The organism is Streptomyces huasconensis (assembly GCF_021028635.1).
Lineage (GTDB): Bacteria > Actinomycetota > Actinomycetes > Streptomycetales > Streptomycetaceae > Streptomyces > Streptomyces huasconensis.
Window position 1 is genome coordinate 7754854 of record NZ_CP086119.1, and the last position, 13762, is coordinate 7768615.

The following is a 13762-nucleotide window of genomic DNA, read 5'->3' on the forward strand; positions in this document are numbered from 1 at the left end:
AGGCCTACGCCCGGCGCCGCGCCGCGATGACGTTGTCGTCCACGGTCGCGGTCTCCCCGTCGGGTCCGGTCGCCTCCCGGTGGCGGGTCTCCGCGAGCTCGACCGTCCAGTCTTCTTCCGCCAGGGCGAGCCCGGCCAGCGTCTCGGCGGCGGTCGGCAGCTCCAGGTCCGGATGGGCCGCGCGGCCCCATGGCGGAACCGAGGCGTGCTCGACGATCAGCAGCAGGCCACCGGGGGCGACCGCCTCGGCGGCCCGCCGCAGCACACGTCGCCGGGGGAAGGCGAGAGGCGTCTGGAGGAACTGGGCCGAGACCAGATCGAACCGGCCCTCCGGAAACGACACGCTCAGATCGTGGTGCTTGGTGCGGACCCGGCCCCCCAGCCCGGCGGCGTCCGCGTCGGCCCGCACGCCCGCCAGCGCGGTGGGCGAGATGTCGACGGCGGTCACGGTCCAGCCACGCCCCGCCAGCCAGAGGGTGTCACCGCCGGGGCCGCAGCCCAGGTCGAGGGCGGCACCGGCCGGCAGACCGGCGACGAGGCCGGCGAACACGGCGTTGGGGCGGCCGCGGCCGGGCTGCGTACCGCCCCGGTACCGCTTCTCCCAGAACTGCTGTGCGTCTTCGGGTGCTCCGGTGCTCGTTCCCGCCGCGGACGCGGACGCGGGGGCGGAGCTGCGTGAGGTCGTCATGCGCCCACTGTGCGGAGGCCCTCGGCGTACGGAAAGATTTCTTGCCGAAAGAGCAAGCCGTACGTGCGGGACGGCAAGCCGTACGCGGGGGGCAAGCCGTACGCGCGTCCGAGACCTCAGCGGCCCCGGCGGACCATGGCCGCCTTGCGGGCCTCGGCCAGTTTGCGGGCCTCGCCCGCCTTGCGGGACTTGCCGCCGGTGCCGCGCGAGGCGTCCTTGCTGGTGCCGAGGCCGCGGAAGGGGGCGTTGACGTTCTTGGGGCGGGGCGCGGCGGGTCCACCGTCGAGCGGGGTGCCGGAAGGGGCCTTGGCCCCGGTGATCCGGCTCAGCTCCGCCTCGCCCGAGCGCACCTTCGTGACCGTCGGCTCGACGCCGGCCTCGGACATCAGCCGGCTCATGTCGCGGCGCTGCCCGGACAGGACGAGCGTGACGACGCTGCCGGACTCACCGGCCCGGGCCGTGCGGCCCGCGCGGTGCAGATAGTCCTTGGGGTCGGTGGGGGGATCGACGTTCACCACGAGGTCGAGGTCGTCGATGTGCAGGCCGCGGGCCGCGACGTTGGTCGCCACGAGGACGGTGATCTGGCCGTTCTTGAACTGCGCGAGGGTCCGGGTGCGCTGCGGCTGGGACTTGCCGCTGTGCAGTGCCGCCGCGTGCACCCCGCTGGCCCGCAGGTGCCGGGTGAGCAGGTCGACGGCGTGCTTGGTGTCCAGGAACAGCAGGACGCGGCCCTCACGGGCGGCGATCTCCGTGGTCACGGCGTACCGGTCGGGGCCGTGGACGACCAGGACGTGGTGGTCCATCGTCGTGACCGCGCCCGCCGAGGGGTCGACGGAGTGGACGACCGGATCATGGAGGTAGCTCTGGACCAGCTGGTCGACGTCACGGTCCAGGGTGGCCGAGAACAGCATCCGCTGACCGTCGGAGTGGACTTGGTCGAGCACCTCGGTGACCTGCGGCAGGAAGCCCATGTCGCACATCTGGTCGGCTTCGTCGAGGACCGTGATCCGGACCCGGCCCAGACGGCAGGCCTTGCGCTCGATGAGGTCGTGGAGGCGGCCGGGGGTGGCGACGACGACCTCGGCGCCCTCGCGCAGCGCGGCGATCTGCCGGCCGACCGACATGCCGCCGACGACCGCGGCCATGCGCAGCCGGAGCGCGTCGGCGTACGGCGTGAGCGCCTCGGTGACCTGCTGGGCCAGCTCACGGGTCGGCACCAGGATCAGGGCGAGCGGCTGCTTCGGCTCCGCGCGGCGCCCGGCGGTGCGGGTGAGCAGCGGCAGCCCGAAGGCGAGCGTCTTGCCGGAACCGGTGCGGCCGCGCCCCAGGACGTCGCGTCCCGCGAGGCCGCTGGGCAGCGTGGCCGCCTGGATCGGGAAGGGCTCGCGTACGCCCTGCTCGGTGAGGGTGCGCAGGACCGCGGCCGGCAGTTCCAGATCGGCGAAGGAGGTGATCGCGGGCGCGGCCGGGGCGAGGCCGCCGAGGTCGTCGCCGGTGGTGCCGAGGCTGCCGGTGGTGCCGGGGTGGTCCGTACGCTTCATGAAGAGCCTTCCGCAGGGGAACATACCGAGGAAGGCCCGGCAGGATGGTGGTGGCTGGTGGCTGCGCCCGGAGCGGTGGAGGCAGCGGCCGCCACGCGCGCGCAAACGTCTAATGGTAACACAAAGTGACATCCCGGTGCCCGCGACCAGGATGGCCATGCCATCGTGGTGTCATGAGCATCGAAGTCCGTCCGGCTTCCCGCTTCGCGGACGTCCGCGCCGTGCTCGGCCCGAAGTCGCCGGGCGCCAACGTGTGCTGGTGCCTCAGTTACCGGATTCCCTCCCGGCTCAACAACGAGCTGCGCGGCCCGGCCCGGGGCAGGTACGTCGCCGAACTGTGCCGTACGGAGCCCCCGCCGGGGGTGTTGGCCTACGACGGCGACGAACCCGTCGGCTGGGCGGCCGTGGCGCCGCGCGCCGACACCTCTTTCGCACGCAGCCGCACCATCCCGCACGTCGACGACCTGCCGGTCTGGTCGCTGTGGTGCGTCCGCGTACGTCCGGGCCACCGCAAGCAGGGCATCTCACACGCGTTGATCGCCGGGGCGGTCGAGTTCGCGCGCACCCATGGCGCACCGGCGATCGAGGCGTACCCCATCGACAACGGCGCCCGTACGGGGACCCGAGGCGACGGTGGCGCCAAGGTGGACCTCACGATGGCGTACGCCGGAATCCGGAAGAACTTCGAGAGGGCCGGGTTCACGCACGCCGCCGACACCGGCTCGGTCCTGGCCGGTCACCCCCGTGTCGTGATGCGGCTCGACCTGCGCTGACCGCGCCCTCCCACCGTGCGCTGCGGGGGCTGCTCAGGGGTGCAGGGCGCTCCAGGTGGCGGCGTCGACGACACCCGTGACGGGCAGGGCGAACTGCCGCTGCAGGTGTTCGACCGACGCCTTGGTGACCTCTTCGAAGACACCGGTCATGGGGACGTTCACGTAGCGGTAGACCTCGTTGAGGATGCATTGCAGGTGCCGCACGGTCTCTCCCGTGCTCCCCATCTGGAGGGTGGTGTGGCCGCCCAGGTACATGCACAGGCGCCATTCGCTGCCGGCCGCGCTCACGGCGCTCTCGGGGCGCGCCCCGTCGTGGGGTCCCGGGCCGCCGAGAACGGCGGCCTGCGGCGGCGCGCCCTCCGCCGTGCGGGCGGTGGCCGGGCCACCGGCGGACATCGCCAACGCCGCGGCGGCCACGGCCACCGCGGCGGCCGTACGGATCGTGCGTCCGGTCTTCATCGGGTCTCCTCCTCGCGCCTGGGGGCGCCTGCTGGGACCGGCCCGGGCGGGCCGGTCCGGGCGGTGCGATGGTGCGGCGGTGCGGTGGTGCGTGACGGGTCGGGGGCGGGCGGCTGTCAGTACCAGGGGCAGCGCGGCAGCCCGGCGACGGGGTGCGACATGGTGGAGGGGATCTTGACGACCTCTGCGGGGACGTTGCCCCAGCCCTTGATGCGGGGGAGTTCGCCCACCTGGTCGCCTTGGGTGTAGTACCAGACGTTGTTGCCCTGGGTGTCCCTCGGCCCGATGGTGTAGCAGGTGAACCAGGACGGCGTCAGACGCAGCCACCCGGTGATCGGGGCGTCGAAGGAGGGTCTGCCGTACACGTCCGACGGAAGGTTGTCGCAGTACAGCGCCTTGGTGAACGCGTTGCCGATGGTGTCGCGCAGGTCGAGGCCCTCCTGAAGGGAACAGGTGGCCCGCTCACCGGCGCTCGCGGGAGCGGCCGTCAGCGGCAGACACAGCAGCGCGCCGACGGCCGCGGCGACGGCGGCGGCGCGGGGCGAGACGCGGGGGAGGAACGGTTTCCTGTTCACGACGTACTCCTGATGGCTCGTCATGTGCCGGAAGGGGCAAGGAAGGAAGAACGGGGATGGCGCGCAGGGGGAGCGGTGGTGGCACGGCGGCCGTCACGACCAGGGGCACTGGGTGAGGCCCGGGAACGGGTGCTGAGGGGCCTTGACCGCGACCGCGGGCATGTAACCCCACGCCTTGACGGTGGGGGAGGACACCACCTGGTCGCCCTGGGTGTAGTACCAGATGTTGTTGCCCATGTAGTCGGAGCCCTCCTTCCAGCACACGAACCAGCGTGGGCTGAAGAGCATCTTGCCCACCACCGGGCTGGTCGAGCGCGACTGGATGCGCACCGAGCCGGGGGTGAGATCGCACCACATGTCCCCGGCGAAGTTCATGCCGGTCCAGTCCCGGTGCGGCTCGCCGGGGCGCAGCCAGCACGCCGGCTCCGCGGTGGACGCCGCGGAGGCGGGCACGGTGAGCGCCCCGCACACCAGTACGGCGGCGGCCAGTGGGCCCACTGCCTCGCGGAGCCGACGCAGCCGGCCCCTGGGTCTTCCACTCATGGCGCGTACACCCCTCGTCTCGGTCGACCGATCCGTCCGTCTCGGGTTTCGTCCGTCTCCGGTTCCGTCCGGCTCCGGTGGTACGGGGCCGATGGTGACCGCGCCGGCTGACGTACCGCTGACGAACGGGCTCCCGCGCACGGGTGAGCTAATGTCAGGCTCACGTCAGGCCGCTGTGCGAGGCTCCGCTCCCGCTCCGCCCGCATCCGACCAAGGGGGACACATGCGAAGACCAGGCCGCCCCGGACGTCCACGCTCCGCCGCACTGCTCACCGCCGTCACCCTCCTCCTCGCCCTGGTGGGCGCGCAGGGAACGGCGCGCGCGGCCTCGACCGCGGAGCAGAACATCAACATCGTCTCCACCCACAGCGGCATGTGCCTCGAAGTGGCCACGGCCGCCGAGGGCGAGGTGGTCGCACAGCGCCGCTGCGCGGGGCGCAAGAACGCGCTGTGGACCCTGAAGTCATCGCCCCTGGGCGGCGGTTCGTACCAGATCGTCAACGTCTACAGCGGCAAGTGCATGGCGGTGGAGAACTCCAGCCCCTCCGCCGGCGCCCTCGTACGGCAGCAGACCTGCGGCAACCAGCCCGGCGCGAGCCTCACCTTCACCGAGACCGACGGCGGTGTCTGGCTCCAGCCCAAGACCGTCACCACGACCCCGCAGTGCCTGGAGGTCACCGAGTCCTCCACCGCCGACGGGGCGCGGCTGCGGCAGTGGGGCTGTGACCGCCAGCCCGGTTCCGTCTTCACCCAGGAGCGCTTCCAGGGCCCACCGCTCGGCTGGGCCAAGATCCGCCCGGCGAGCGCGCCCTCGCTGTGCGTCACCGAGGGCCGCGACCGCAAGGGCCTCTACGCCAGTGCCGTCGCCGTGCAGCGCGCGTGCGCCCAGGCCGTCCCGCCGCGCACCTACCTCGAAGAGGCCGGCACCGGCCGCTACCGCATCCAGTGGCACCACCCCGAGTTCGGCATCGGCTGCCTGACCGTCATGAACGGGGGACCGGTCCCCGGCATGCTCGAACCGTGGGACGCCTGCGCCTCCGCGAGCGTGTTCCTGGTCGAGCCGGCCGAGACCCCGGCGCCGGGCGGCTTCCGCATCCGGGAGGCGGCGACGGGCCAGTGCCTGGGCATGGTGGGCGGCGCCACCGCGGAGGGCGTCGAGGTCATGCGTGAGCCGTGTACGTCAACCCTGGCCCAGGAGTTCTTCATCGACCCACAATGACCGCATGATCGATGACTTCGCGAAAGAGCACCTGCACGGCGACCTGCGCGTGATGCGCGAGGCGCTGCTGTGGAAGCTCGACGGGCTCGGTGAGTACGACGTGCGCCGCCCCCTGACCGTGACCGGCACCAACCTCCTCGGCCTCGTCAAACATCTGTCGACCTGGGAGGCCAGATACCTGGGCGAGGTCTTCGGCCGGCCGTTCCCCGAACCGCTGCCCCGCTGGGACGACCTCGCGGAACGCGGCGCCGACCTGTGGGTGACCGAGCGGGAGACGAGGGAGGAGATCGTCGGCCGCTGCCGTCGCGTCTGGGAGCACTCGGACGCGACGATCGCGGCACTCACCCTCGACTCTCCCGGCCACGTGCCCTGGTGGCCGCGGCCGGACGTGAAACTCTTCACCATCCTCATCCACCTGCTGACCGAGACCAGCCGGCACCTCGGGCACGCCGACATCCTGCGCGAACAACTCGACGGCTCGACAGGGACGAGCGCCGAATACGCCACCCCGCAGCACGACGCGGCCTTCCGGGAAGCCCACCACGCGAGGATCGAGCGAGCGGCCACAGCGGCGGCCGCCGCGTTCGGCCGAGGGGACGCGGGGCGGACTCAGTAGGCTCCCGGTGGCGGATCACCGGGGCCTCGGCGCCGGTGGCCCACCACCGTGGCGAGCCGGCGGGTCAGCGCGCCGCCCATGCCCGCGCCGGGGGAGAGGGGCAGGGCGCGGAAACGCTGGACGGTGCGGGTCGGTAACGGCAGCGCGGCGCGGGGGAGTTGGAGCAGCTCGAAGGAGTGGACTCCGGCCGCATCGTCGAACCGCCCGTGGTAGGGGCGCGAAGCGTCCCAGGGGCAGCAACCGCCCGGCTCCGACGTGCACATGGCGCCGCCCGGCGTCGAAGGAGACCTGGCCCCTCCGCATGTGCAGTACGTGGAAGGCCAGCGGGTCACGCCGCCGGATGAGCGGCGTGGTGCGGCCGAAGCGGGTCGGGAGGCACGTCAACGCCGCGACCCACGCGCCGCCGAGGTGCAGGACCCGCAGGCCCGCGCGGGGGTACGGCGGCCCGGCGCGGTGCAGGGCCGGCAGGTGCCAGAGCCCGGTGATCTCGTCCAGCACCGTGCGGTGGGGCCGTGTCCGGTCGCCGTCCGGGCCTGACGGGCGCCGTTCGGAGTGAGGGCATCGTTCGGGCAGGACCATGCTCCGCCTACCTCCTGGGCCGGGATGGTCGTGTCGTGCACGCCCCTCGGGGAGGGGGCCGGTGGGGTCCAGGCTGCTGCTCAGGGAGGCTCCGGGGCAGGCGGACCCCTGTCCAGGACAGCCCCGGACAGGGAGCAGTGCCGCTATGTCTTGCTCTGGATGGATATGCGCGCTGACACGCCCCGGCGGGGCCAGAGGTCACCCGAATGGCGGTGAGCGGTCGCGGGAACCGGCCGTGGGCTATCTGCTGGAGAGTGATCGCTTTTCCTACACCGAGGAGATCACCCCATGCGTGTCCGTACCCTCAGCGTCGCCGTCCTGATAGCCGCCAGTGCCGTGGTCGGCGGTGCGGGCCAGGCCCTCGCCGACGACGGCCCGTCCGCCACGGGTCATGTCCACGACAGCCCGGGCATCGTGTCCGGCAACGCCGTTCAGGTGCCGGTCGAAGCCGATCTCAACGTCTGCGGCAACACCATCGACATCATCGGGCTCCTCAACCCGGCCAGCGACAACAAGTGCAAGACGAACTGAACAAGTGGCGGCGCGGCCCCGGGGTATTCCTCGGGGCCGCGCCGCTGTTTTGGGCCGGCTGAGCGAGGTTCGGTGCCGACGCTGCCGCGGGCGTCTGTCCCCGGCGCGGTCGCCCAGGCTGTCCCCATGGGCCATGTGTCCCGCTGAGACACTTCGTGGAGTACAGTCGGAGACATGAGCGACAAAGAGGGCGGGCGGGCCCAAGGTCGACGGGCCCGCAAGGTCCAGGAGAGCCGGGCCGTCATGGCCAACGCCGCCGTGGACCTCGTGCTCGACCGCGGACTCGACCAGGTGACCGTCGAGGCGATCAGCGAACGCGCCGACGTCTCCCGCCGCACCTTCTCCCGGTACTTCTCCGGCAAGGAGGACGCCGTCGTCGACACCCTGCGCGCCGACTACGCGCGGATCAACACCGCGCTGGCCGCCCGCCCCCCGCAGGAGACCCCCCTCACGGCCTACTACCGGGCCCTGCGCGGCTGGCTGGACGACGAGCCGACCGCCTGGCACCGCCGCCTGCCGCGCTCGCGCGACCTGCTGCGGCTGCTCCACGAGGAGCCCGCGCTGCTCCCCGCGTACCTGCGCGTGCAGGACGAGGCGCAGAACGAGTCCGTGGCGATCGTCGCCCGGCGGCTCGGTCTGGACGCCGAACGCGATCTGCGGCCCGCGCTGGCCGTCTCGCTCGCCGTGGGGGCGTTCGGCACGGCCGTACGGTTCTGGACCGCGCCCGGCGAGCCGGCCCCCCTCCCGCAGCTCATCGACGCGGCGTTCGCGGCCCTGGCCGACGAGCCCGCGCCCAGCGCACCCGGCACCGCCACCAAGTGAAACCAGGCACCACCATGACCACCAGCAACAGCACCAGCACACAGGTCGACACCGCCCCTGACCACGGCACGGGTCACCTCGCCCCGCAGGAGTTCGCGGGCAGGACCGCCCTCGTCACCGGCGCCGCCTCCGGCATCGGCCTCCAGGTCGCCCGCCGCCTCGCGCAGGCCGGGGCCGCCGTCGTCGTCGCGGACCACAACGAGCAGGGGGCGAACGACGTCGCCCGGAAGCTCACCGACGCCGGCGGCCGGGCCGCCGCCGTACGCGTCGACGTCACCGACCCCGAGTCCGTGCGTCGCGCCGTCGACTTCGGCGTCGAGACCTTCGGCGCGCTGCACCTGGCCGTCAACAACGCCGGGATCGCCGGGGCCTCCGCCCCGACCGGCGAGTACGCGGTCGAGGAGTGGCAGCGGGTGATCGACACCAACCTCAACGGCGTCTTCTACTCCCTGCGGTACGAACTGCCGCGAATCCTCGCCGCGGGCGGCGGCGCCGTCGTCAACATGTCCTCGATCCTCGGCACCAACGGCTTCGCGGGCTCGCCCGCCTACGCCGCCGCCAAGCACGCGGTCGTCGGTCTGACCAAGACCGCCGCCGTCGAGTACGCGGCGCGGGGCGTACGGATCAACGCCGTGGCCCCCGGCTTCATCGACACCCCGCTGCTCCAGGGCGACGCCGCCCAGCGCGAGCAACTGGTCGCGCTCCACCCGCAGGGTCGCCTGGGCACCGCCGAAGAGGTCGCGGAACTGACGCTCTTCCTGCTCTCCGACCGCGCCTCGTTCATCAACGGCAGCTACCACCTGGTCGACGGCGGATACGCCGCCCGCTGAAGCCCCCTGCCGAAGAAACCCGCCAGACAAACTTGTCGAAGAACGGAGGCACACACGTGTCAGGGCAACGACAACTCCCCTCCTCCCCGCCGAGATGAGGGCCCTCCAGTACGCCGGTGCCGGCACCGCACCCGAGGTCGTCACCCTGCCGCGCCCCGCGCCGGGCCCGGGACAGGTCCTCCTCAAGGTCACGGCGGCGGGCGTCTGCCACTCCGACTTCGCGGTGATGAGCCGGCCGGACGAGGCGCTGGGATTCCCGCTGCCGCTCACCCTCGGCCACGAGGGCGCGGGGACCGTCGCCGCGCTCGGCGAGGGCGTCACCGGCCTCGCGCTCGGTGACCCCGTCGCCGTGTACGGCCCGTGGGGCTGCGGCACCTGCCCGATGTGCGCGCAGGGCAAGGAGAACTACTGCACGCGCGCCGCGGAGCTGGGCATCCGCCCGCCCGGCCTCGGGGCGCCCGGCGCCATCGCCGAGTACATGGTCGTGGACGACCCCCGGCACCTGGTCCCGCTCGGCGCGCTCGACCCGGTCACCGCGGTGCCGCTCACCGACGCGGGCCTCACGCCGTACCACGCCGTCAAGATCTCGCTGCCCAAGCTCACCCCCGGCAGCACCGCCGTGGTCATCGGCACGGGTGGCCTCGGCCATGTCGCCATCCAGCTGCTGCGGGCGCTCACCCCGGCGCGGGTCATCGCCCTGGACGTCACCGACGAGAAGCTGCGGCTGGCTCGCGAGGTCGGCGCCCACGACGCCGTACCGTCGGACCAGCACGCGGCGGCCGCGGTGCGTGAGCTGACCGGCGGTCTCGGCGCGCAGGCGGTGTTCGACTTCGTCGGCGCACCGCCCACCGTCTCGACGGCGACGGCCTGCGCCGCGGTGGAGGCGGACGTCACGATCGTCGGCATCGGCGGCGGCGCCGCGTCCGTGGGCTTCGGCACCACCGCGTACAACGTGGCGGTCCGCTCCCCGTACTGGGGCAGCCGGGCGGAGCTGACCGAGGTGCTGGACCTCGCCCGGGCCGGCGCGATCGACGTACACGTCCAGACGTACGCGATGGACGAGGCCCCCACGGCGTACGAGGACCTGCGCGGAGGCCGGGTCCACGGCCGCGCGGTCATCCTCCCCAACGGCTGACGGGCCATCCGGCCAGGACGTACGAGCCCCCGAACTTCCCCTTCGGGCCGTTCCGTTGCCGAGTCCGCGGGAGGGGGACCCCGCCCCGGGCGGCGAAGATCATCGGGTGCAGAATGACCCGTATGCCTATATCGCACACGCCGAAGACGGCGACGCCCGACGATGCCTCCGCGGTCGGCACCACCCTGGCCCGCGCTTTCGGCGACGACCCGATGATGCGCTGGTTCTTCCCCGACGAGGCCACCCGGGAAGCGTCGCTGGGCCGCTACTTCGCCACCATCTTCACCCGCCAGTACGTGCTGCACGGCGTGTGCGAACGCACCGACGCCGCCGCCGCGTTCTGGGTGCCCGCTCAGGCGCAGGAGAAGGCCGTCCCCGACCAGGAGACCATCCAGGAGCTGACCAACCTCCTCGGCGACCGGGCGGAGCTGTTCGGGGGCGCCGTCGAGATGGCCGTCCAGCACGCGCCCCAGGAGCCGCACTGGTCGCTGGCGCTCATCGGCGCCGACCCGGCCGCGCAGGGCCAGGGGCAGGGTGCCGCCCTGCTGCGTTCGGGCCTCGCCCAGGCCGACGCGGACGGCATGCCCGTCCACCTGGAGTCCTCCAAGCCGGAGAACCTCCCCGTCTACGAGCACTTCGGCTTCGCCGTGCGCGACGAACTGCGGCTGCCGGGCGGCGGGCCGCGGCTGTGGACGATGTGGCGCGAGCCGCGCCGCCCGGCCGACGCGTAGCCGTGGCGCTGGGCGTCAACTGAAGGGACGCGGATACGGGCCGGGCCGGTACGACGTGTAACGGGCCGGGGTGGCCGGATCGGCGTCCCGCGCACGGGAGTTGAGGGCGGCCGGTGACGTGTCGCCCCAGCTTCCCGTGGCGACCCGGTGCTCGACCGTGTGCAGTGCGCCGAGCTGCTCCGCCGGGCTGAACGTGCAGTGACCGGCGTTGTCGGTGTACGCCTGGCGCAGCAGAGGCGCGCGGCCCGCCCGGTTCACCGCGCGGCGGTAGGCGCTCTCGACCTCGGCCGGCACGAGCGCGTCACCGGTCGTGTGCACGTCGAGCTGCGGCTTGCGGAGGAGACCGGAGGGCGCGGCGTGGTCCACCATGTAGCGCACCGCGCCCGGGTCGGCGCCGACCCGGGGTTCCCCGGCCAGTACACGCAGGTCGGCACCGAGGGACAGGCCCGCCGTCTTGTAGAGGGACTTCACCTGCCGGTAGGCGGCGGAACGGGCCAGCATCGCCGTGTAGTCGACACCCGTGTTCCAGGACATGGTGCCGCCCGCGCGGCGCTCGGCCTCCGCCCGCCAGACGAAGCCGGGCCGCGCCACCAGACCGCGCAGCGCCGCGTACTGGTTCGCCTGCCGGGACGCGTGGTCGTCCGGGGCGGGCCGGGGGGTGGCCGGGTCGTTCCAGCCGGGGATGGCATGCAGCGCGGCGGCGAGCGCGATGCGGGCCCGGCCGGGAGCCGTGCGCTGCGCCGCCTCCACCGCCGCGCCGAGCCGGTTGCCGGAGGCCGTGGCGTCGGCGGTGTCCTGGAAGCCGGTCAGCCGGATGCCGGAGCCGGGCGCGAGCAGCGTACGGAGCGCGAACGTGGCGTCCAGCGTGGAGTTCCAGTTGGCGACACCGCCGTGCACGAGGCCGCACAGGGAGAGCGAGCCGTTGATACGCCGGGGGTGGCGCTCGGCGATCGTCGTGGTGACGAGCCCGCCCAGCGACTGCCCCCAGGCGAGGGTCCGCCGCGCCGCGCCGGCCTTCCCGGTGAACGTGTCGAGGGCGGCCAGCTGGTCGGGCACCGCCTGCTCCACCGCCCAGCCGTTCTTCGCGTAGGAGGAGCCGACGAGCGCGTACCCCTCCTTCAGGAGCAGCTTCCTCGTGGGCTCGTCGGGGGCGTTGACGGCCGGGTTCGGGGTGCCCTCGGGGCGGTAGCCGTGGCTGAAGAGCAGCACGGTGCCGTTCCAACGGGCCGGGGTGTCGATCACGTACGTGGCGCCGGACGGCAGGGTGCCTTCCAGGTGCCGGGGAGTGGGCTGCGCGGCGGAGGCCGGGGCAGGGGCCGCGGCCAGGAGGAGGAGCAGGGCGGCGAGTGCGGTCACGGGGCGGCCGGTGGCGCGGGTCATGCGGAGACTCCTTGGGCGGGGAGGTTGCGGTCGTTGGTCTCCTTGACCCGCCAGACGGCGAGCGCGGTGACCGCGCTCCCGGCCGTGAGCAGCAGGGCGACGGAGTCACTGGAGTGGTCGGCGGCCAGCAGCGCGCCGGCGATCGGCGGAGAGAGACCGGCGCCGAGCAGCGTCGCGGTCTGGTAGCCGAGCGAGGCGCCGGTGTAGCGCACCCGGGTGGGGAACATCTCGCTGAACAGGGCGCCGAGCGGCCCGTACATCACGGACTGGGCGACGCCGTGCCCGATCACGCAGGCGAGGATCAGCAGCCCGGGCCGGTGGCTGTCCACGAGCGCGAAGACCGGGAAGGCGGTGGCCGCCGAGAGCAGCGCCCCGGCCAGGACGACGGGCCGGCGCCCGAACCGGTCCGAGAGATGGTTCGCGCACGGCAGCACCACGAGGGCCACGCAGGAGGCGACGGTGACGCCGATGAGCACCTGCTGGCGGCCGTACCCCTCGTCGACGCCGTACGAGATCATGAAGCTGGTCATCAGCGCCTGCGCGGTGAACGGACCGATGCCGACCGCCGAGGCGAGCAGCACCGGCCGCGGCGCGCGCAGCACGTCGAGCAGCGGCGTGCGCGCCCGCTCCCGCCGCTCCGAGAGCGAGGCGAAGAGCGGACTCTCGGCGACCTTCAGGCGTACGTAGAGACCGGCGCCGAGCAGCACGAGCGAGAGCAGGAACGGCACCCGCCAGCCCCAGGCGCGGAAGTCATCGTCCGGCAGCATGCCGACCAGCGTGACGACCCCGGTGGAGAGCACCGTGCCCAGCGGGGCGCCGAGCTGGGTGAAGCTGGTCCACAGGCCGCGCGGGCGGTCACCGGCGTGCTCGGCGACCATGAGCGTCGCGCCGCCCCATTCGCCGCCGATCGCGACGCCCTGCACGACGCGGAGCAGGACGAGCAGGACGGGGGCCCAGACGCCGATCGTGTCGTACGTGGGCAGCAGGCCGATGAGGAAGCTGCCGGCGCCCATCAGGACCATCGTCAGGAGCATCATCGACTTGCGGCCGAGCCGGTCGCCGAAGTGGCCGAAGACGATGCCGCCGAGAGGACGGGCGAGATACCCCGCGGCGAACGTGCCGAAGGCGGCCACGGTGCCCACCGCCGGGTCGGCCCCGGGGAAGAAGAGGTCGCCGAAGACGAGCGCGGCGACGGTTCCGTAGACGAGGAAGTCGTAGAACTCCACGGCTGTGCCGAGCAGCCCGGACAGCGCGACGCGGCGCAACTGCCCGGGCGCGGACCCGGCTTCCCCGGCTCTGGTCCCGGGGAGCGCCGCCTTGCCAGGTGGGTGTGACATGGC

Annotated in this window: 16 protein-coding genes; 8 read left to right on the plus strand and 8 right to left on the minus strand. The window is 73.2% G+C overall.

Annotated elements, in window-relative coordinates:
* Positions 1 to 4: 4 nt before the first annotated feature.
* Both J2N69_RS34405 and J2N69_RS34410 read right to left on the minus strand, forming a co-directional pair.
* Positions 5 to 688, minus strand: coding sequence for a class I SAM-dependent methyltransferase (locus J2N69_RS34405; RefSeq protein WP_230904223.1), 684 nt, complete (start codon positions 686 to 688; stop codon positions 5 to 7).
* A 116-nt stretch (positions 689 to 804) separates the two neighbouring features.
* Positions 805 to 2229: a DEAD/DEAH box helicase gene (locus J2N69_RS34410; RefSeq protein ID WP_230904224.1), complete on the minus strand. Its 1425-nt coding sequence runs from the start codon at positions 2227 to 2229 to the stop codon at positions 805 to 807.
* Between the two features lie 173 nt (positions 2230 to 2402).
* Between J2N69_RS34410 and J2N69_RS34415 the strand changes: the two genes are divergently transcribed.
* Positions 2403 to 3002 carry a GNAT family N-acetyltransferase gene (locus J2N69_RS34415; protein WP_230904225.1) on the plus strand — a complete coding sequence of 200 codons (600 nt, stop codon included), beginning with the start codon at positions 2403 to 2405 and terminating at the stop codon, positions 3000 to 3002.
* A gap of 33 nt (positions 3003 to 3035) precedes the next feature.
* On the opposite strand, the gene J2N69_RS34420 is transcribed toward J2N69_RS34415, so the two are convergent.
* The 3 genes from J2N69_RS34420 to J2N69_RS34430 form a co-directional block, all read right to left on the minus strand.
* Positions 3036 to 3461, minus strand: coding sequence for a peptidoglycan-binding domain-containing protein (locus J2N69_RS34420; protein ID WP_230904226.1), 426 nt, complete (start codon positions 3459 to 3461; stop codon positions 3036 to 3038).
* A gap of 116 nt (positions 3462 to 3577) precedes the next feature.
* Positions 3578 to 4036, minus strand: coding sequence for a hypothetical protein (locus J2N69_RS34425; protein WP_230904227.1), 459 nt, complete (start codon positions 4034 to 4036; stop codon positions 3578 to 3580).
* A gap of 93 nt (positions 4037 to 4129) precedes the next feature.
* On the minus strand, positions 4130 to 4579 hold the full coding sequence (locus tag J2N69_RS34430) for a hypothetical protein (protein WP_230904228.1): 450 nt from the start codon (positions 4577 to 4579) through the stop codon (positions 4130 to 4132).
* A gap of 223 nt (positions 4580 to 4802) precedes the next feature.
* Here J2N69_RS34430 and J2N69_RS34435 point away from each other — a divergent pair, with 223 nt between their 5' ends.
* Entirely contained in the window at positions 4803 to 5798 is a 996-nt protein-coding gene (locus J2N69_RS34435) for an RICIN domain-containing protein (RefSeq protein WP_230904229.1), read from the plus strand.
* 4 nt (positions 5799 to 5802) lie between these two features.
* A complete protein-coding gene (locus J2N69_RS34440) occupies positions 5803 to 6414 on the plus strand; it encodes a DinB family protein (RefSeq protein ID WP_230904230.1) in 612 nt (203 codons plus the stop codon).
* On the opposite strand, the gene J2N69_RS34445 is transcribed toward J2N69_RS34440, so the two are convergent.
* Positions 6408 to 6677 (minus strand): hypothetical protein, encoded by a 270-nt coding sequence (locus J2N69_RS34445; protein WP_230904231.1) that lies wholly within the window; start codon positions 6675 to 6677, stop codon positions 6408 to 6410. The genes J2N69_RS34440 and J2N69_RS34445 overlap by 7 nt on opposite strands.
* 604 nt (positions 6678 to 7281) lie before the next feature.
* Between J2N69_RS34445 and J2N69_RS34450 the strand changes: the two genes are divergently transcribed.
* The 5 genes from J2N69_RS34450 to J2N69_RS34470 all read left to right on the plus strand — a co-directional run bounded on the left by J2N69_RS34450 (position 7282) and on the right by J2N69_RS34470 (position 11042).
* Positions 7282 to 7524, plus strand: coding sequence for a chaplin (locus tag J2N69_RS34450; protein ID WP_127911613.1), 243 nt, complete (start codon positions 7282 to 7284; stop codon positions 7522 to 7524).
* 174 nt (positions 7525 to 7698) lie between these two features.
* Positions 7699 to 8346 carry an acyl-CoA-like ligand-binding transcription factor gene (locus J2N69_RS34455; RefSeq protein WP_230904232.1) on the plus strand — a complete coding sequence of 216 codons (648 nt, stop codon included), beginning with the start codon at positions 7699 to 7701 and terminating at the stop codon, positions 8344 to 8346.
* Between the two features lie 14 nt (positions 8347 to 8360).
* Positions 8361 to 9176 (plus strand): SDR family NAD(P)-dependent oxidoreductase, encoded by an 816-nt coding sequence (locus tag J2N69_RS34460; protein ID WP_230904233.1) that lies wholly within the window; start codon positions 8361 to 8363, stop codon positions 9174 to 9176.
* 94 nt (positions 9177 to 9270) lie between these two features.
* Positions 9271 to 10311 carry an NAD(P)-dependent alcohol dehydrogenase gene (locus J2N69_RS34465; protein WP_230904234.1) on the plus strand — a complete coding sequence of 347 codons (1041 nt, stop codon included), beginning with the start codon at positions 9271 to 9273 and terminating at the stop codon, positions 10309 to 10311.
* A 122-nt stretch (positions 10312 to 10433) separates the two neighbouring features.
* Positions 10434 to 11042 (plus strand): GNAT family N-acetyltransferase, encoded by a 609-nt coding sequence (locus J2N69_RS34470; protein WP_230904235.1) that lies wholly within the window; start codon positions 10434 to 10436, stop codon positions 11040 to 11042.
* A gap of 15 nt (positions 11043 to 11057) precedes the next feature.
* Here the strand turns inward: J2N69_RS34470 and J2N69_RS34475 are convergent, their stop codons facing one another.
* Entirely contained in the window at positions 11058 to 12422 is a 1365-nt protein-coding gene (locus J2N69_RS34475; RefSeq protein ID WP_230904236.1) for an alpha/beta hydrolase family protein, read from the minus strand.
* The gene (locus tag J2N69_RS34480; RefSeq protein WP_230904237.1) at positions 12419 to 13759 is read right to left on the minus strand and encodes an MFS transporter; all 1341 of its coding nucleotides are present in this window, start codon (positions 13757 to 13759) and stop codon (positions 12419 to 12421) included. The genes J2N69_RS34475 and J2N69_RS34480 overlap by 4 nt, the downstream gene beginning before the upstream one ends.
* Positions 13760 to 13762: the final 3 nt, after the last annotated feature.

What these genes read in the sequence shown, in the direction of transcription:
- J2N69_RS34405 (WP_230904223.1), bottom strand. Translation starts at nt 688, where the DNA reads ATGACGACCTCACGCAGCTCCGCCCCCGCGTCCGCGTCCGCGGCGGGA.
- J2N69_RS34450 (WP_127911613.1), top strand. Translation starts at nt 7,282, where the DNA reads ATGCGTGTCCGTACCCTCAGCGTCGCCGTCCTGATAGCCGCCAGTGCC.
- J2N69_RS34415 (WP_230904225.1), top strand. Translation starts at nt 2,403, where the DNA reads ATGAGCATCGAAGTCCGTCCGGCTTCCCGCTTCGCGGACGTCCGCGCC.
- J2N69_RS34470 (WP_230904235.1), top strand. Translation starts at nt 10,434, where the DNA reads ATGCCTATATCGCACACGCCGAAGACGGCGACGCCCGACGATGCCTCC.
- J2N69_RS34410 (WP_230904224.1), bottom strand. Translation starts at nt 2,229, where the DNA reads ATGAAGCGTACGGACCACCCCGGCACCACCGGCAGCCTCGGCACCACC.
- J2N69_RS34460 (WP_230904233.1), top strand. Translation starts at nt 8,361, where the DNA reads ATGACCACCAGCAACAGCACCAGCACACAGGTCGACACCGCCCCTGAC.
- J2N69_RS34440 (WP_230904230.1), top strand. Translation starts at nt 5,803, where the DNA reads ATGATCGATGACTTCGCGAAAGAGCACCTGCACGGCGACCTGCGCGTG.
- J2N69_RS34435 (WP_230904229.1), top strand. Translation starts at nt 4,803, where the DNA reads ATGCGAAGACCAGGCCGCCCCGGACGTCCACGCTCCGCCGCACTGCTC.
- J2N69_RS34430 (WP_230904228.1), bottom strand. Translation starts at nt 4,579, where the DNA reads ATGAGTGGAAGACCCAGGGGCCGGCTGCGTCGGCTCCGCGAGGCAGTG.
- J2N69_RS34455 (WP_230904232.1), top strand. Translation starts at nt 7,699, where the DNA reads ATGAGCGACAAAGAGGGCGGGCGGGCCCAAGGTCGACGGGCCCGCAAG.
- J2N69_RS34475 (WP_230904236.1), bottom strand. Translation starts at nt 12,422, where the DNA reads ATGACCCGCGCCACCGGCCGCCCCGTGACCGCACTCGCCGCCCTGCTC.
- J2N69_RS34465 (WP_230904234.1), top strand. Translation starts at nt 9,271, where the DNA reads ATGAGGGCCCTCCAGTACGCCGGTGCCGGCACCGCACCCGAGGTCGTC.
- J2N69_RS34445 (WP_230904231.1), bottom strand. Translation starts at nt 6,677, where the DNA reads ATGTGCACGTCGGAGCCGGGCGGTTGCTGCCCCTGGGACGCTTCGCGC.
- J2N69_RS34480 (WP_230904237.1), bottom strand. Translation starts at nt 13,759, where the DNA reads ATGTCACACCCACCTGGCAAGGCGGCGCTCCCCGGGACCAGAGCCGGG.
- J2N69_RS34420 (WP_230904226.1), bottom strand. Translation starts at nt 3,461, where the DNA reads ATGAAGACCGGACGCACGATCCGTACGGCCGCCGCGGTGGCCGTGGCC.